Below are 15,073 nucleotides of genomic sequence, written 5' to 3'. Positions count from 1 at the left end.
CGCTCTGTTTCGCGACCGGGGACGGCGGAACGGCATGATGGGGCAATGCCCCGACCGCCCGCAGCGCACGGCCGCACCGGCCGGCCACCCCTGACCTCCCGTACGCAGATCGTGGCGGCGGCCCGCCGGCTCATCGACCGGGACGGCTGGGAGAAACTGACCATCCGGAGGCTGGCCGCCGAGCTCGGCATCGGGGCGACCACCCTCTATCACCACATCCGGGACAAGGACGACCTGCTGGTCCTGCTGCTGAATCACTACGTCGACCAGCTCGAACGCCCCCGGCTGCCCGCCGAGCCGCGCGAGCGCATCGTCGCGGCCGCCATCGCCCTGCACGACGCCCTCGCGGCCTGGCCGTGGGCGGCGGAGGTCCTCACCTCCGACGGTTTCGTCGGCCTGCTGGACGAGTCGGCACTGTGGATGGTCGAGGCCATCGTGGCCGGAGCCCGCGACCACGGATGCACGCCCGTGCAGGCCGTCGACCTCTTCCGCGGCATCTGGTACTACACCGTCGGGGAGATCCTCGTCCGCGCCCACTCCGCCCGCCGTCCGGTCGTCGACGAGCGCCACCGCGGGGCCCTGTTCAGCGGCCTCGACGCCTCCCGGGTGCCGCACCTGGCCGCCATCGGCGACCAATGGCCCGCCCTCGCGGCGCGGGACACCTATCCTCAGGGCCTGCGCGCGTTCGTCGACGGGCTGCTCGCCCACGCCGCGCCGGCTCCTCATGACGCGCCCTGAGCGCCACATCGGACCAGGCCGCCGCAGCCCCGCCTCGGCCGCCGACCACGACCCCGATCCGGCGATCCCGGACGGCGGGTGGCGCGGCACGACCCTGCTGCGGCCCGGCTGGCTGGCCTACACCGGCGTGGCGGGCGTCACCGAGCCGCACGCCCACGCCGCCGTGCAGGTCCTGATCGTCGGCGACGGCGTGGTGGAGCTGACCGACCCTCATCAGGCCCGCGGCCCGGTGCGGGCCGCGATCATCCCCGCCCGTGTCCGGCACGCCCTGCACGCCGGGCCGGGCGCGCAGGCCACCATGATCTACCTCGACCCCGCCGGCGGCGCCGGTCGCCGGCTGACCGCCTGTCTGAGCGGCCCGGGCCGCGACCGCCTCGATCGGTGGGCGGCCGCCGCCCGCGCGCTGCTCCCGCCCGCGGGCCCCGGCGTGGCACCCGACCCGGCCGCGCTGGTCCACGGCTGGAGCGCACCCGCCGGGGCTCGGCACCCGGCGCTGCGGCACGCCCTGCGGGTGCTGCCGGGGCTGCTGCACGGCCCGGTACGGCTCACCGACCTGGCCGTCGCGGCCGGGATCTCGGCCAGCCGCCTGGGCCACCTGTTCTCCGCCGAGCTCGCCCTGCCGTTCCCTCCGTACCTGCGCTGGGCCCGGCTGCGCCGCGCCGTGGAACTGGCGGCCGGCGGGGCGAGCCTCACCGAGGCCGCGCACGGGGCCGGCTTCGCCGACAGTTCCCACCTGACCCGCGTCACCCGGGAGATGTTCGGGCTGGCCCCCTCCCACCTGCTCGCCGCTCTTTCCCCGCCCACGCCCTGAGCGAGGTCAGCGGATCCGTCCAAGCCCGCCGGGCCGCGTCTCCCCCAGCCTGGACGGCATGCGTCGCACCGTGAACCCGTCCGTGAACCCGACCGTGAACCGGCCTGCGAACCGGGCCGTGAGGGCCGTGATCCGCTACGGCTACGTGCCGTTCATGCTCGTCGGCGTCGACGGCGCCGGCGTCGCCCTGGCCGCCGCCGGCGCCGCCAAGCTCTGGCTGCTCGGCCTGCTACTCCTGGCCGTCGGCTGCTCGTTCGCCGCCGAACGCCTGCTGCCGTACGAGGACGCATGGAACGCCCCGCTGTCGGGGGACGGGCGGCGCGACGCCGTCCACGCCTTCGTCAACGAGAGCCTGCTGCTCGTCAGCGTGGCGGCCGTTCCGCTGCTGGCCACCCACGTCACCGTCGTGGAGCTGTGGCCGCGTTCCTGGCCCTTCGTCGTGCAGGTGACGGCCGCCGTGCTGGTCGCCGACCTGGGGATCACCCTGGTCCACTACGCGAGTCACAAGGTCGGCGTGCTGTGGCGCTTCCACGCCGTCCACCACTCGGTCAGACGCTTCTACGGCCTCAACGGGCTGATGAAGCACCCCTTGCACCAGACGGTGGAGATGACCGCCGGGGTCGCCCCGTTGCTGCTGATCGGCCTGCCGGTCGAGGTGGCCTGCGCGCTGGCGCTCGCCGTGGCGGTCCAGCTGCTGCTGCAGCATTCCAACGTCGACTACCGCGTCGGAGCGGCCAGGTATGTGCTGGCGTTGAACGAGGGCCATCGCTTCCACCACCTCAAGTGGGCCGGCGTCGGGGATGTCAACTTCGGTCTGTTCACCCTCGTCTGGGACCACCTGCTCGGCACCTTCTCCTACGACCCCGCCCGCCGTTTCTCCTCCGAGCTGCTCGGCATGGCCGCCAAGCCGGACTACCCCACCGCCTACCTGCCGCAGCTGGCCGAGCCGTTCCGCGCCTCGGGCGCCTGTCACGCCGAGCCGTCCCGGCCCGGGCCTACTCGTTCCGGGGCTCGCTGGGAGCCGCGGCGGCCTGGATGCCGTCCAGGAGCCAGTCGAGGCCGAGGGTGAAGCTGGTGTCCCAGTCTCCGTCGGCGACCAGGGGGCCATGGGCGGCGAGGACGGGATAGTCGTCGCTCTTGGCGCGGAAGAGATCCCGGGCGGCCTGCCGCGCGGCGTGCTTTCCCCGCGCCGTCCAGGTCGTCTGCATGAGCGCGGACCCGATGACGTAGTTGGACAGCCCGTACGCCGCGGCGGTCAGGTGGGGTTCGGCGACCCCGGCCTTCACGAGGGTGGCGTACAGGAACTCGCTGCGGGCGAGCACGTTGGGACCGAGCATGGGGCGGCCCAGCAGCGCCGCGGACCAGGGGTGGTCCAGGAGGACGGCGCGCCACCCGGTGACCAGGGCGGTGACGTCGGCGCGCCAGTCCCGGCCGGCCTCCCCGGGGATCTCGACCGCCGCGAAGATCGCGTCGAGGGCGAGGTCGAGGACGTCGTCCTTCGTCTTCAGGTGCCAGTACAACGTCGTCGAACCCGTGCCGAGGCGTTCGGCGAGCCGCCGCATGGTCAGCCGGTCGGCGCCCTCCTCGTCCAGGAGGGCGACGGCCTCCTCGACGATCCGGTCGCGGCTGAGCGGCGGCGCCTCACGCGCCGCCCGCGCGGGCGGCCGCAGCCACACGTCTCCGGCCGATCCCGAGCCTTTCCCCGCCACTTCGCGTCCTCCTCCTCGCCGGGAGCGAGTCTAGTATGGTGATCGGCCACCGGATCGATGATCCGGTAACCGGAACGTCAGTCCGGAGAGCGGGAGGGGACGACGATGGCGGGACACGTGGAGGTGGACCGGCTCACCTACGTGCTGCCGGACGGGCGGCTGCTCCTGCACGAGGTGTCGTTCCGGGTCGGCGACGGCGTCAAGGCCGGGCTGGTGGGGCCGAACGGCGCGGGCAAGACGACCCTGCTGCGGCTCATCAGCGGAGACCTGCGCCCGGACGACGGCCGGGTCACCCATTCGGGCGGGCTCGGCGTGATGAGGCAGTTCATCGGCGGCGTCCGCGACGACCGCACCCTGCACGACCTGCTGCTGTCGGTCGCTCCCGAGCGGGTCCGGGCCGCGGCGGCGGCCCTGCGGCGGGCGGAGTCGGCGTTGGCGGGCGATGAGAACGAGACGGCACAACTGGCCTACGCGCAGGCGATCAGCGACTACGCCGACGCCGGCGGTTACGACATGGAGGTGGTGTGGGACACCTGCGCCACGTCGGCGATCGGCCTGCCGTACGAGGTGGTCCGGAGACGGCCGGTGAGCTCGCTGTCGGGCGGAGAGCAGAAACGCGTCGTGCTGGAGGCGCTGCTGCGCGGCCCGGACCAGGTGCTGCTGCTGGACGAACCGGACAACTACCTGGACGTGCCCGCCAAGCAGTGGCTGGAGGGCCGGCTGCGTGCCACGTCCAAGACGGTGCTGCTGGTCTCCCACGACCGGCGGTTGCTGGCCGAGGCCGCCGACCGCATCGTGACGGTGGAGTCGCGCGGCGTGTGGGTGCACGGCGCCGGCTTCGCCACCTACGCCCAGGGCCGCCGCGACCGTATCGACCGGCTGCAGGAGCGGCGGCGCCGCTGGGACGAGGAGCACGCCAAACTCCGGCGGCTGGTGCAGACCCTGCGGCAGACGGCGGCCAACAACGACGCCGTCGCCTCGGCCTACCGGGCCGCCCGTACGCGGCTGGAGCGGTTCGAGGAGGCGGGCCCGCCCGAGCGTCCGCCGAGGCGGCAGAACGTCCGGATGCGGCTGCGCGGCGGCCGGACCGGCAAGCGGGCGGTCGTCTGCGAGGGCGTGGAGCTCACCGGGCTGATGCGGGCCTTCGACCTGGAGATCTGGTACGGCGAGCGCGTGGGCGTCGTCGGGTCGAACGGCTCGGGCAAGTCCCACTTCCTGCGGTTGCTGGCCGAGTCCGCAGGCGACGCCGTCGCCACGGTGCGCCACAGCGGTCTCGTGCGACTGGGTGCCCGGGTGGTCCCCGGCCACTTCGTGCAGACCCATGCCCGGCCCGACCTGCACGGCCGCACCCCCGCCGAGCTGGTGACGTCCGGGCACGCGCTCACGCTGAACGACGCGATGGCGGCGCTGGCCCGTTATGAGCTCGCGCCGGCCGCCGAGCAGCCGTTCGAGACCCTGTCCGGCGGGCAGCAGGCACGGTTGCAGATCCTGCTGCTGGAGCTGTCCGGTGCGACCCTGCTGCTGCTCGACGAGCCGACCGACAACCTCGATCTGGCCAGTGCCGAGGCCCTGCAGCAGGGGCTGGCCTCCTTTTCCGGCACGGTGCTGGCCGTCACCCATGACCGTTGGTTCGCCGCCGACTTCGACCGCTTCCTCGTCTTCGGCGCCGACGGAACGGTGTACGAGAGCGCCGAGCCGGTGTGGGACGAGGCACGGGTCACGCGTGGCCGTTGAGGCGCGTACGTTCAGGACACGCAATGGGCCTCGTCGGTACGCGGGCGAGATAATGCCGGGCATGTACCGGGAGAGGGCTTCGCGTGTGCCGCGGGCGGTGCTGTGGTGGAGCACCTCCCCCGGCTCCGACGCCGCCGAGCGGCGGGTGCTGCCGGACGGATGCATGGACGTGATCTGGGCGGACGGCGCGCTGCTGGTGGCGGGCCCGGACACCGCCGCGCACCTGGTGAGCGACCGGCCAGGTGCCCGCTACGTGGGGCTGCGCTTCGGCCCCGGCACCGGCCCGGTGGTCCTCGGAGTCCCGGCGCACGAGCTGCGCGACCGGCGGGTGCCGCTGGCCGACCTGTGGCCCGGCGCCGAGGTGCGGCGGCTGGCCGAGCGGGCGGGCGAGGCCGCCGCCCGGCACCCGTCGCCGGGCACGCGTCTGGGCGCGGTCCTGGAGGAGGCGGCGGCGCGCCGCCTCGACGCCGCGGCCCGTCCCGTCGACGTCGATCTCGTCGGCGCCGTCGTGAACGGCGTGCGGGCGGGCCTGCCGGTGGCGCGGATCGCCGCCGACGCCGGGGTCGGCGAACGGCGGCTGCACCGCCGGTGCCTGGACGCGTTCGGGTACGGGCCGCGCACGCTCGGCCGGATCCTGCGGATGAACCGGGCGGTGGACCTGGCCCGCCGGGGCGCGCCGTTCGCCGCGGTGGCCGCCGTGGCCGGGTACGCCGACCAGGCTCACCTGTCGCGCGAGGTGAGGTCGCTGACCGGTGTGACGCTCGGCGCGCTGATCCGATGAGCGGTCACATGGCGGGCAGGGCGGCGAACAGGTCCACCCCGTTGCCGTCCGGGTCGTGCACCGACGCGTAGCGCTGCCCCCAGAACGCGTCCCACGGCGGCAGGCTTCCCTCGTATCCGGCCTCGACCAGGTCCGCGTACACGCGGTCGACCTCCTTCGGGTCGTCGCAGCGGAAGGCCAGCGCCGTGCGCGGCCCGCCGACGCCGGGCGTCCAGGCGGGGTCGAACGAGCGGACGGTGTCGGCGGTGTCCCACGCGAGGCGCAGCCCGCCGGGCAGGGTCACCTCCACGTGGGGCTCGGTGTCGGCCGAGGGCGGGATGTCCAGCCCGAGCCGGCGGTAGAAGGACAGGGAGGCGGCCATGTCGGACACGACCAGGCCGATGAGATCGAACGAAGGTGCCATGACGGCCACGCTAGGGGGCGCACCGGTCGGCCGTATTGAACGAATCGGACACTCAGCGGGAGAAGGGCGTGACGGCCGTGACGGCGGCCACCGGGATCGGCCCGTAGATGTGGGGGAACGCCTCGTCTGACCCCTCGGGCACCTCCAGCCTGACGGGACAGCCGAGCCGGTCCTCGTCGATCTCCAGCAGCACCAGGGGCTCGGCGACGCCCGCGTAGTAGCGGTTGGCGACCCCGCGCGCCTGGGTCAGGTCGGCGGAGGCGTGGATGTAGCCCTCCTCCGCCAGGGTCCGGCCGAGGGTCGAGACGCGGTATTCGCCCGCCGTGACGGCCGCGTCCCAGTCGGCGGCCAGCGCGAGATGGAAGATCATGGGCTGACCCTAGCGGGCGGTCCGAGCGCGGCGAGCGCGCGGGCCACCGCCTCCCTGGCCCGGTCCCTGGAGTCGGGGCGGGCCTCGACGACGTCTTCGACCCACAGTCCCGACAGCAGGCCGGCGACGAAGCGGACCTCCGCCGGCCCGCAGGGGTAGCCCGCGCGCTCCAGCACGGCGGCCACGATGCCGTCGCAGCCGTCGGTCCAGGCGCGGGCGATGGCCTGCAACGCCGGGTCGCGGCCCGCCTGCAGGTACAGCTCCCACAGGCCGAGCTGGCGCAGCCGGTCGGAGGCGTACACACCGGTGAGCGTCTCGGCGACCGCGGGCGGCGTACGGCCGGACGGGTGGTCCACCGACTCCCGCATGCGGGCGAGTTCGCGCTCGACGAGCAGGGCGAACGCCTCGGCCAGCAGCTGGTCGCGGCTGGTGAAGTAGTAGGAGGTCGCGGCCAGGGGAAGGCCGGCCCGGCGGGCGACGGCGCGGTGGGTCACGGCGGCGAAGCCGCCGTCGCCGAGCAGGTCGACGGCGGCGTCGAGCAGCGCCTCCCGGCGGCGTACGGCACGCTCCTGCGGGCGCCGCGGCTGAGGTGAGACCGCCCGCACGGCGACGCCGCGCGGGGAGGCCGCCGCGGGGACGGGTGCGGGCCGGTCCTGATCGGGCACGCCGTGATCCTCCCCTGGATCGTCGGGGCTCCCCCTCGGCGGGGGAGCCGTCCGGAACACCCATAGGTCGCTGACAATCATGCCCTGCCGTGCGCGGCTCGGTGTCCCGGTGACGACGGGATCACCCCGGCGGCGGCCCGCCCGCTCCCCGTCCCTGTTCAGAGGCCGAGCGGGTGCCCGGTCGTCGCGTCGACGTGGCCGGGGATCTCGCCGTGGCGGTCGCCGACCGTCGATGTCCCGGCGGGTTCGAACATGAGGATCGCGGCTCCGGCGGGAGCCGACGGCTTGTGCTCGGTGCCGCGGGGGACGGTGAACACCGCGCCCCGGGGGAGCCGGACCGTGCGCTCCCCGCCGGGCTCCCGCACGGAGATGAACAGCTCCCCGTCGAGCACGAGGAAGAACTCGTCGGTGTGGTCGTGGACGTGCCAGACGTGCTCGCCTTCCACCTTGGCGACGCGTACGTCGTAGTCGTTGACGCGGGTGACGATGCGCGGGCTCCACAGGGCGTCGAAGGAGGCCAGGGCCTCGCCGAGGGCGATGGGTTCGTTGCTCACGAGTGCATCCTGGCCGCTGCGGCACGCCCGGCGTGAGTGCTAGGAATAGCGCATGGCGCAAGGATCCTCGCACGACGAACGGGGGGCCGGTCCGCACCGGGTCGTCGTGATCGTGGACGAGAACTCCAACCCCTTCGAGCTGGGCTGCGCGACCGAGGTGTTCGGCCTGCGCAGGCCCGAGCTCGGGCGCGACCTCTACGACTTCCGGCTTTGTTCCCCCGAGCCGCGCACACTGATGCGCGACGGGTTCTTCACGCTCGCGGGCGTCGCCGGCCTGGAGGCGGCCGAATCGGCGGACACGTTGATCGTCCCCAACCGTCCCGACGTCGAGGTGCCGCGCCGCCCCGCCGTACTCGACGCGGTCCGGCGGGCGCACGCGCGCGGCGCCCGCCTGGTCGGCTTCTGCAGCGGTGCTTTCACCCTGGCCGAGGCCGGGGTTCTCGACGGGCGCCGGGCCACCGCGCACTGGCGGTGGGCGGCTTCCTTCCGGGCCCGCTTCCCCGCCGTGCGGCTGGAGACGGACGTGCTGTTCGTGGACGACGGTGACATCCTGACCTCCGCGGGGAGCGCCGCCGCGCTCGACCTCGGCCTGTACATCGTCCGCCGCGACCACGGCGCGGAGGTCGCGAACTCCGTGAGCCGCCGGCTCGTCTTCGCCGCGCACCGTGACGGCGGGCAGCGGCAGTTCGTGGAGCGGCCGGTGCCGGACGTGCCGGACGAGTCGCTGGCGCCGGTCCTGTCCTGGGCGCAGGAGCGGCTGGACGCCCCGCTCACGGTGTCGGATCTCGCGGCCCGCGCCTCGGTCAGCCCGGCGACGCTGCATCGCCGCTTCCGCGCGCAGCTGGGCACCACGCCGCTGGCGTGGCTCACCGGGGAACGCCTCGCCCTGGCATGCCGCCTGATCGAGCGGGGAGAGTCGCGCTTCGAGATCGTCGCGCGGTGCAGCGGTCTGGGTACGGCCGCCAATCTGCGCGCGCTGATGCGCCGCAAGATCGGGCTCACGCCTGTGGAGTACCGGCGCCGGTTCGGCCCGGCGACAGGAACGGGGACGCGGTCCCGCTGACCGGACGGACGGGAGCCGGCCCGCACTTGCCTGTCGCGACACCTCGCGGACAGGCCGCCACCGGCTCGGCGGTGTTCACGTCCTGATCGGTCTCGCCGAGCGCGGCAGGGGGCCTAGTGGTCCTGGGCCCGCCGGTCGTACAACGTGGTGAGCTGGACGGCCAGCTTCGCCAGTTCGTCCCGGACGGCCTGCGGGCCCTCCACGACGACGAGGTCACCCCAGCCCGCGAGCTGGCGGGCGATGTCCAGCGCGGTCGGCGCGGTGAGCGCGACACGGACCCGCTCGCCCTGGGAGATCACCTCGCAGTGGCGGCCGAAGCGGCCGCGCAGGACGGGCAGGTGGCGGGCCTCGACGGTCGCGGTGGCGGTGGTCGTCGCGCGTCGCGCCTCCATCGCGGTGACGACCTCGTCCCAGGCCGCCGCGAGGTCGAAGTGCGCCGGACGCTCGGCCGGTTCCTCCGTGACCTCGGCGCCGGTGATCCGGTCGACGCGGAAGGTCCGTCGCCCGCCGGGGGTTGCGGCGATCAGGTACCAGGTGTCGTCCTTGTCGACGAGGCCGAGCGGTGCGACGACGCGCTCCCGCCCGGAGTAGGTGAGGCGGGCCTTGCGGCGCCGGACCACCGCGTCCTCCAGCAGACCGACGAGTGCGGGCCGCGCGCGGCGGTGCTCGCCCCAGCGGGCCGGATCGACCACGACCGCGTCCGCCGCCGCCTCGGCCTCCTGCCGGAACGTCGCGGGCAGGGCGCGCACGAGCTTGCGCAGCGCCGCCTTGGCCTCCGGGGCGATCGCGGAGGCCGGGCCGAGCAGCAGGAACAGGGCCCTGGCCTCGGAGGCCTTGAGCCCGGACAGGTCGGTGCGGGCGCCGCCGAGCAGTGCCCAGCCGCCGCCGCGTCCGGCCTGCGGGTAGACGGGGACGCCCGCGGCCGACAGCGCCTCCAGGTCGCGGCGGGCCGTGGCGACCGAAACCTCCATCTCGGCGGCGATCTCCGCCGCCGTCACCCTGCCACGCGACTGCATCAGCAGCAGGACGGCCACCAGACGATCCGCTCTCACGCTTCGACGATGCCAGAAAAAGTGCTCATTCGGTGAGCACTTTGCCTGGAAGCATCGGTCTCACAGGCCGCCGAACGGAAGGCAGAAGGACATGCTCCGCGGACTCACCACCATCAGCTTCTACGCCAGTGACGTCGTCGCCGCCCGTGACTGGTACGCCGAGTTCCTCGGCGTACGGGCCTACTTCCAGCGGCCCGAGCAGGGCGACCCGGCCTACGTGGAGTTCCGCGTCGGCGACTACCAGCACGAGCTCGGCATCGTCGACGCGCGCTTCGCTCCGGCCGGCCGGAGCACCGAGGGCGGCGGAGCGATCGTCTACTGGGCCGTCGACGACCTGGAGGCGACCTGGGAGCGGCTGCTGGAGATGGGGGCCACGCCGTTCGAGCAGCCGATTGAGCGCGGCCCGGGGTTCGTCACCGCCTCGGTGCGCGACCCGTTCGGCAACATCCTCGGCGTCATGGTCAACCACCACTACATGGACGTCCTCGCGAGCCGGAGGGGCTGACCACGATGACCGGCAACGCCCTGCTCATGGACGACGCCGCCGCCTGGAGGGCATGGCTCGCCGAGCACCACGAGAGCGCCCGCGACGTCTGGCTGATGATCGCCAGGAAGAACGGCGGCGCGACGACCGTCACCCTCGACGAGGCCTTGGACGAGGCGCTGTGCCACGGCTGGATCGACAGCCACCGCAGGGCGTTCGACGGCGACTACTACCTGCAGCGCTACTCGCCGCGTACCCGCCGGAGCCCCTGGTCCCGCGTCAACGCCGCGAAGGCCGAGGCGCTGACGGCCGCCGGCCGGATGCGCCCGGCAGGCCACGCCGCGATCCGGGCCGCCAAAACCGCGGGCCGCTGGCCCGCCTGAACGCGTCGCCGGCTCGGCCCGGTGACGGCGGAGCGTGTGCCGCGGGGGCGGCGACGGTCAGTGCGCGCCGGAGAGGTTGAGCACGGCGACCCCGGCGATGATCAGCGCGATGCCGGCGGCCTTGACGAGGTTCATGTGCTCGCCGAGGAACAGGGCGCCGATCAGCGCGATCGCGGCGGTACCGGTGCCCGCCCACACCGCGTACGCGATCCCGACGGGCATGCGGAGCTTGAGCGCCCAGGCCAGCAGGACGAACGACGCGATGTAGCCGACGGCGACCACGATGGTCCAGCCCCAGCGGCTGAAGCCGTCGCTGAGTTTGAGCGCGGAGGTGGCCAGGACCTCCGAGGCGATCGCGCCGACGAGCAGGAGCCAGGCCATTGGGAACCTCTCCAAACCAAAAACTGTACGCTTGTCCCAATTTTACTCGGCATGGCATCGCAAGGCCATGGGCGGGGCAACCGGGTGCTCCAAGCTTGTGAACCGGTGGTCCCAAGGCGGGCGTCATCTCCGGCCGGGAGGACCTGCGGCTCCCGGACCGGTCAGGGTCGCGGCGAGGCCGCGTCCAGGAGAGCGCGTCCGGCTTCGGTGAGTTCGTGCGTGGCCGTGCGGCCGGCCCGGCTGCTGTCGATCAAACCGGCGTCTCGCAGGATCGCCAGGTGTTCGCTGGCCGTCGGGGCGGTGACGCTCACCAGCCTGGCCACGACGGTCGTCTGCAGCGGAGTGGTGAGCGCGGCCAGGATCCTCGATCGGGTCGTGCCCAGGAGCCGGTCGAGGGATCTCGGAGTGGAGGGTGCCGCCCAGAGGTACCGCCCGGATGCCGGGTAGTAGATCGCCGGAGCCCAGTGGTCCGAGGTCGCGCACTGCACCCGGTCGGTGATGAACAGCGACGGAACGAGAATGAGTCCCTCGGGGCAGTCGACGTCGATGTCCACGGCCGACTCGGCGGTGATGGTGTCGCCGTCGCACGCCGCGCAGTGGTGCAGGCGCGGGAGGACCGTGCAGCCGAGCGGGCACGGCGCCTCGGGCGATGTGGACGGCCTGATCCTGGTGCGTACCGGCCTGCTGAACGAGGTGGAGGTACGCGCGGAGGAGCGCGTGGTCCGGGTGGGCGCGGGCGTGACGTGGGGGCAGGTGCTGGCGGCGGCCGGTCCGCTGGGTCTGACCGGCCTGTCCGGCAGCGCGCCGGGGGTCAGCGTGACCGGCTACACGCTGGGCGGCGGGGTCGGCTGGTTCAGCCGCAAGTACGGCTTCGCCTCCGACAGCGTGCGGGCCATCGACATCGTGGACGCCGATGGCGAGCCTGGCCGGGTCACCGCCGAGTCCGATCCCGAGCTGTTCTGGGCGCTGCGCGGCGGTGGCGGGGACTTCGCGATGGTGACCGCCCTCGAACTGGAGCTGTATCCCGTGCCGGTCCTGTACGGCGGGCGCGTGATCTGGCCCGAGCACCGGACCGGGGAGGTGTACGACGCCTTCCTGGAGATCACCGCCGAGGCGCCGCGTGGGCTCAGTGTCTGGATCAACCGGCTCCGGCCACCCGGCGCGCCGCCGATGGTCACGCTGGATCTGGTCTACCTGGGCGGGGCGCTCGCCGAGCCGGGGGGCGGGGCCGGCGCGAGCGGCGCGCTGGCCGAGCCGTTCCTGCTCGGCCTGCTGGGTCTCGGCCTGCCGCACACGGCCGATGCGACGCGCGCCAAGCAGGCCGAGGTCGTGGCCGACCTGGAGGCCTGCGTCAGCGGGCGCAAGCCGTACACCGTGCTGTCCCCCGGCGACACGGCGGCGAAGTCCTTCTCCGGCAGCGCGCTCGCGCGGCTGCGGGAGATCAAGCGGGCCCGTGACCCGCACAACGTGTTCCGCGCGAACTACCCCGTGCTCGGATAGGCCAGGCGGGCGGTGAGGGATGCGTTACGGCGCATGAACGCGCCCGTGACGACGGGGAAACGACCGCGCCGTACATATCTGTCAACCGACAGAAATCCCCCCAGCTCCCGGAGCCACGATGGCCGTCACCGTCCCTCCCTCGCCCCCCACCGACGAGAGCGCCCTGCAGACGTTCGGCTACCGCCAGGAGCTGCACCGCAGCATGGGCAGGTACGCCTCGTTCGCCGCCGGATTCTCCTTCATCTCCGTGCTGACCACGGTCTTCCAGTTCTTCGCCTTCGGGTACGCCTCCGGCGGCCCGGCCTTCTTCTGGACCTGGCCCGTCGTGCTGGCCGGGCAGATCATGGTCGCCCTGTGCTTCGCCGAACTGGCCGCCCGCTACCCGATCTCCGGCGCCATCTACCAGTGGTCCACCCGGCTCAGCACGGCGGCGTTCGGCTGGTTCGCCGGATGGATCATGATCCTCGGGCAGATCGTCGTGATCGCCGCCGCGGCGCTCGCCCTGCAGGTCGTGCTGCCCGCGATCTGGCCGGGCTTCCAGCTCGTCGGCGGCGACCCCACGCCCACCACCGCCACGGGAGCGGCCAACGCCGCCGTCCTCGGCCTCGCCCTGCTCGCGCTCACCACGACCGTGAACGCCGTCGACAACCGCGTCCTCGCCCGGATCAACAGCATCGGCGTCACCGCCGAGATCATCGGCGCGGTGCTCATCGTGGTGCTGCTGTTCACCCACGCCGAGCACGGCCCCGGCGTCACGCTCAGCACCGGCGGGCACGGCGGAGCCGTCGGCGCGCTGCTGGTCGGCTCGTTCACCGCGGCCTACGTCCTCATCGGGTTCGACAGCGCGGGCGAGCTGAGCGAGGAGACCCGCAGCCCCCGGCGGGTCGCCCCGCGCACCATCCTGACCGCGCTCACGGCGGCCGGGCTGCTCGGCGGGCTCATCCTGTTCGCCGGTCTGCTCGCGGCGCCCAGCCTGACCGACGGAAGGCTGGCCGCCGAGGGCCTGTCCTACGTGCTCACCAGCAGCCTGGGCGACTGGGTGGGCAAGCTGCTGCTGGCCGACGTGGTGCTGGCGATCGCCGTGGCGACCATGGCGATCCAGACCGCCGCCACCAGGATGCTGTTCTCCATGGCGCGCGACGGGGTGATGCCGCTGTCGGGCGCGCTGTCGAGGGTCTCGCCCCGCACCGGCATGCCGACCGGGCCCGCGCTGGTCACCGGGGTGGCCGCCGGGGCCGTCCTGCTGCTCAACTTCGCCTCTCCCGAGGCGTTCCTGGCCATCGGCACCACCTGCATCGTGCTGCTCTACCTGGCGTACGCGATGGTGACGGGGCCCCTGCTGTTCCAGCGCCTGCGCGGCGGCTGGCGGGGCGGGGCGCCGGCCGGGGTCGCCGAGGACGGCAGCCCGCTGTTCAGCATGGGCCGCTGGGGCCTGCCGGTCAACGCGCTGGCGCTCTGTTACGGCCTGGCGATGGCGGTCAACCTGGCCTGGCCGAGGGCCGAGGTGTACGCCCCGATCACCGGCCACTGGTTCTTCCAGTGGTTCACGCTGCTCTTCCTCGCGGCGGTCGTGGTTCTCGGCGCGCTCTACCGGCGGCTACGCCGGCCCGCCGCTCTTCTTCCGCAGGTCGGGCAGATCCCCGTCGGCAACACCGGCCAAGCGTAGCGCCGCGTCGGCGGTGGCGGCGGCCAGCGTCTCCAGGACTCCGGCCGCCATCTCGCCCGGGGTGTCCCTGCGGATGAGGATGACGCCTTCGATCAGCGCGAACAGCAGGTCGGTGCGCAGCGCCCGCTCGGCGGGCGTCAGCGCCGCACCGGCGGAGGTGGCGGCCAGCAGCCGCCCGTAGGTGTCCTTGAGCTCGCCGCGCATGCGCCGGAACCCGGCGAACCGCTCGGTGCGCACCTCGGGCAGGAGATAGAGCGCGCCCAGGTTGTGCGGGCCCGAGCACAACAGCCCGGCGTCGCAGTGGCACAGCTGCCACAGCCGCTCCTCCGGCGTGGCGCCGGTCAGGGCGCGGGCGGTCTCCAGCGAGGGCCGCACCGTGCTCTCCAGCAGTTCGGCGAGGATGTCCTCCTTGCCGTCGAAATAGTGGTAGATCGACGCCTGCCTGATTCCGGCCCGCTCGGCCATCGCCCTCGTCGAGGTCGCGGCGTAGCCGTGCGTCGTGAACAACTCCGCCGCCGCGGTGAGGATCTCCTCGCGCGGGCTCAGGTCGCCGCGCGGGCGCGCGACGGCCCGCGGCCTGCCGACTCTCCTCCCTCCGGAACCCCCGCCCGAGCCGGGCACGCGGGGTTCTGGCGCGCCGGATTCGGGCGTCGCCGGGCCGGTCACGCGGGAAACGGGCAGGTCGGAACGGGCGGTCACCCCACGATCGTCGCACACCTTCCCCGAACTCTCGCGGCTGTGCGATCTCGGTAACGGACGGGAAACCTCGTGGCGCGTGA

Annotated in this window: 19 protein-coding genes; 10 read left to right on the top strand and 9 right to left on the bottom strand. The window is 73.6% G+C overall.

The features are described 5' to 3' along the window. Window positions 1–45: 45 nt before the first annotated feature. From ACWEQG_RS27175 to ACWEQG_RS27165, 3 genes are read left to right on the top strand one after another with little or no spacing between them, the layout of a single operon-like run. Window positions 46–738 carry a TetR/AcrR family transcriptional regulator gene (locus tag ACWEQG_RS27175; protein WP_452288904.1) on the top strand — a complete coding sequence of 231 codons (693 nt, stop codon included), beginning with the start codon at window positions 46–48 and terminating at the stop codon, window positions 736–738. Continuing rightward, a complete protein-coding gene (locus ACWEQG_RS27170) occupies window positions 725–1,549 on the top strand; it encodes an AraC family transcriptional regulator (protein WP_452288902.1) in 825 nt (274 codons plus the stop codon). The genes ACWEQG_RS27175 and ACWEQG_RS27170 overlap by 14 nt, the downstream gene beginning before the upstream one ends. Before the next feature lie 58 nt (window positions 1,550–1,607). Continuing rightward, window positions 1,608–2,618, top strand: a complete 1,011-nt coding sequence (locus ACWEQG_RS27165) for a sterol desaturase family protein (RefSeq protein WP_452288900.1) — start codon at window positions 1,608–1,610, stop codon at window positions 2,616–2,618. Here the strand turns inward: ACWEQG_RS27165 and ACWEQG_RS27160 are convergent. Next, complete coding sequence (locus ACWEQG_RS27160; RefSeq protein ID WP_452288898.1) at window positions 2,545–3,258, bottom strand: TetR/AcrR family transcriptional regulator; 714 nt, start codon at window positions 3,256–3,258, stop codon at window positions 2,545–2,547. The two genes, ACWEQG_RS27165 and ACWEQG_RS27160, sit on opposite strands and share 74 nt — an antisense overlap. A gap of 105 nt (window positions 3,259–3,363) precedes the next feature. Between ACWEQG_RS27160 and ACWEQG_RS27155 the strand changes: the two genes are divergently transcribed. Both ACWEQG_RS27155 and ACWEQG_RS27150 read left to right on the top strand, forming a co-directional pair. After that, window positions 3,364–4,992 carry an ABC-F family ATP-binding cassette domain-containing protein gene (locus ACWEQG_RS27155; protein ID WP_452288896.1) on the top strand — a complete coding sequence of 543 codons (1,629 nt, stop codon included), beginning with the start codon at window positions 3,364–3,366 and terminating at the stop codon, window positions 4,990–4,992. A 61-nt stretch (window positions 4,993–5,053) separates the two neighbouring features. Then, window positions 5,054–5,773 (top strand): helix-turn-helix domain-containing protein, encoded by a 720-nt coding sequence (locus tag ACWEQG_RS27150; protein ID WP_452288894.1) that lies wholly within the window; start codon window positions 5,054–5,056, stop codon window positions 5,771–5,773. A 4-nt stretch (window positions 5,774–5,777) separates the two neighbouring features. On the opposite strand, the gene ACWEQG_RS27145 is transcribed toward ACWEQG_RS27150, so the two are convergent. The 4 genes from ACWEQG_RS27145 to ACWEQG_RS27130 form a co-directional block, all read right to left on the bottom strand. After that, window positions 5,778–6,176, bottom strand: a complete 399-nt coding sequence (locus ACWEQG_RS27145; RefSeq protein ID WP_452288892.1) for a VOC family protein — start codon at window positions 6,174–6,176, stop codon at window positions 5,778–5,780. 52 nt (window positions 6,177–6,228) lie between these two features. Continuing rightward, complete coding sequence (locus tag ACWEQG_RS27140; RefSeq protein WP_452288890.1) at window positions 6,229–6,546, bottom strand: DUF952 domain-containing protein; 318 nt, start codon at window positions 6,544–6,546, stop codon at window positions 6,229–6,231. Next, entirely contained in the window at window positions 6,543–7,211 is a 669-nt protein-coding gene (locus ACWEQG_RS27135) for a TetR/AcrR family transcriptional regulator (RefSeq protein ID WP_452288888.1), read from the bottom strand. Before ACWEQG_RS27135 ends, ACWEQG_RS27140 begins: the two co-directional genes overlap by 4 nt. 158 nt (window positions 7,212–7,369) lie before the next feature. Then, window positions 7,370–7,765, bottom strand: a complete 396-nt coding sequence (locus ACWEQG_RS27130) for a cupin domain-containing protein (RefSeq protein WP_452288886.1) — start codon at window positions 7,763–7,765, stop codon at window positions 7,370–7,372. A 52-nt stretch (window positions 7,766–7,817) separates the two neighbouring features. On the opposite strand from ACWEQG_RS27130, the gene ACWEQG_RS27125 reads away from it, so the two are divergent. Next, a complete protein-coding gene (locus tag ACWEQG_RS27125) occupies window positions 7,818–8,828 on the top strand; it encodes a GlxA family transcriptional regulator (protein ID WP_452288884.1) in 1,011 nt (336 codons plus the stop codon). A gap of 113 nt (window positions 8,829–8,941) precedes the next feature. On the opposite strand, the gene ACWEQG_RS27120 is transcribed toward ACWEQG_RS27125, so the two are convergent. After that, a complete protein-coding gene (locus ACWEQG_RS27120) occupies window positions 8,942–9,880 on the bottom strand; it encodes a helix-turn-helix transcriptional regulator (RefSeq protein WP_452288882.1) in 939 nt (312 codons plus the stop codon). A 91-nt stretch (window positions 9,881–9,971) separates the two neighbouring features. Here ACWEQG_RS27120 and ACWEQG_RS27115 point away from each other — a divergent pair, with 91 nt between their 5' ends. Together ACWEQG_RS27115 and ACWEQG_RS27110 are read left to right on the top strand one after the other, a co-directional pair. Then, on the top strand, window positions 9,972–10,385 hold the full coding sequence (locus ACWEQG_RS27115; protein ID WP_452288881.1) for a VOC family protein: 414 nt from the start codon (window positions 9,972–9,974) through the stop codon (window positions 10,383–10,385). Between the two features lie 5 nt (window positions 10,386–10,390). After that, window positions 10,391–10,747 carry a YdeI/OmpD-associated family protein gene (locus ACWEQG_RS27110; protein ID WP_452288879.1) on the top strand — a complete coding sequence of 119 codons (357 nt, stop codon included), beginning with the start codon at window positions 10,391–10,393 and terminating at the stop codon, window positions 10,745–10,747. A gap of 57 nt (window positions 10,748–10,804) precedes the next feature. Here ACWEQG_RS27110 and ACWEQG_RS27105 read toward each other — a convergent pair whose 3' ends face one another. Then, entirely contained in the window at window positions 10,805–11,128 is a 324-nt protein-coding gene (locus tag ACWEQG_RS27105; RefSeq protein WP_363463442.1) for a DMT family transporter, read from the bottom strand. 161 nt (window positions 11,129–11,289) lie between these two features. Next, window positions 11,290–11,682: a winged helix-turn-helix domain-containing protein gene (locus tag ACWEQG_RS27100; RefSeq protein WP_452288877.1), complete on the bottom strand. Its 393-nt coding sequence runs from the start codon at window positions 11,680–11,682 to the stop codon at window positions 11,290–11,292. On the opposite strand from ACWEQG_RS27100, the gene ACWEQG_RS27095 reads away from it, so the two are divergent. Continuing rightward, window positions 11,675–12,628 carry an FAD-binding protein gene (locus ACWEQG_RS27095; RefSeq protein ID WP_452288875.1) on the top strand — a complete coding sequence of 318 codons (954 nt, stop codon included), beginning with the start codon at window positions 11,675–11,677 and terminating at the stop codon, window positions 12,626–12,628. The genes ACWEQG_RS27100 and ACWEQG_RS27095 overlap by 8 nt on opposite strands. Window positions 12,629–12,746: 118 nt before the next feature. Continuing rightward, window positions 12,747–14,294, top strand: coding sequence for an amino acid permease (locus tag ACWEQG_RS27090; protein ID WP_452288873.1), 1,548 nt, complete (start codon window positions 12,747–12,749; stop codon window positions 14,292–14,294). Here ACWEQG_RS27090 and ACWEQG_RS27085 read toward each other — a convergent pair. Beyond that, a complete protein-coding gene (locus ACWEQG_RS27085; protein ID WP_452288871.1) occupies window positions 14,226–14,993 on the bottom strand; it encodes a TetR/AcrR family transcriptional regulator in 768 nt (255 codons plus the stop codon). The genes ACWEQG_RS27090 and ACWEQG_RS27085 overlap by 69 nt on opposite strands. Between the last annotated feature and the right edge of the window lie 80 nt (window positions 14,994–15,073).

It is taken from the genome of Microbispora sp. NPDC004025, assembly GCF_053604425.1.
This window is presented reverse-complemented; position numbering and strand designations above follow the sequence as displayed.

Excerpts from the sequence above, each read along its gene's own strand:
- ACWEQG_RS27175 (WP_452288904.1), top strand. The coding sequence starts at position 46 with ATGCCCCGACCGCCCGCAGCGCACGGCCGCACCGGCCGGCCACCCCTG.
- ACWEQG_RS27170 (WP_452288902.1), top strand. The coding sequence starts at position 725 with ATGACGCGCCCTGAGCGCCACATCGGACCAGGCCGCCGCAGCCCCGCC.
- ACWEQG_RS27165 (WP_452288900.1), top strand. The coding sequence starts at position 1,608 with ATGCGTCGCACCGTGAACCCGTCCGTGAACCCGACCGTGAACCGGCCT.
- ACWEQG_RS27155 (WP_452288896.1), top strand. The coding sequence starts at position 3,364 with ATGGCGGGACACGTGGAGGTGGACCGGCTCACCTACGTGCTGCCGGAC.
- ACWEQG_RS27150 (WP_452288894.1), top strand. The coding sequence starts at position 5,054 with ATGTACCGGGAGAGGGCTTCGCGTGTGCCGCGGGCGGTGCTGTGGTGG.
- ACWEQG_RS27145 (WP_452288892.1), bottom strand. The coding sequence starts at position 6,176 with ATGGCACCTTCGTTCGATCTCATCGGCCTGGTCGTGTCCGACATGGCC.
- ACWEQG_RS27140 (WP_452288890.1), bottom strand. The coding sequence starts at position 6,546 with ATGATCTTCCATCTCGCGCTGGCCGCCGACTGGGACGCGGCCGTCACG.
- ACWEQG_RS27125 (WP_452288884.1), top strand. The coding sequence starts at position 7,818 with ATGGCGCAAGGATCCTCGCACGACGAACGGGGGGCCGGTCCGCACCGG.
- ACWEQG_RS27115 (WP_452288881.1), top strand. The coding sequence starts at position 9,972 with ATGCTCCGCGGACTCACCACCATCAGCTTCTACGCCAGTGACGTCGTC.
- ACWEQG_RS27110 (WP_452288879.1), top strand. The coding sequence starts at position 10,391 with ATGACCGGCAACGCCCTGCTCATGGACGACGCCGCCGCCTGGAGGGCA.
- ACWEQG_RS27105 (WP_363463442.1), bottom strand. The coding sequence starts at position 11,128 with ATGGCCTGGCTCCTGCTCGTCGGCGCGATCGCCTCGGAGGTCCTGGCC.
- ACWEQG_RS27095 (WP_452288875.1), top strand. The coding sequence starts at position 11,675 with ATGTCCACGGCCGACTCGGCGGTGATGGTGTCGCCGTCGCACGCCGCG.
- ACWEQG_RS27090 (WP_452288873.1), top strand. The coding sequence starts at position 12,747 with ATGGCCGTCACCGTCCCTCCCTCGCCCCCCACCGACGAGAGCGCCCTG.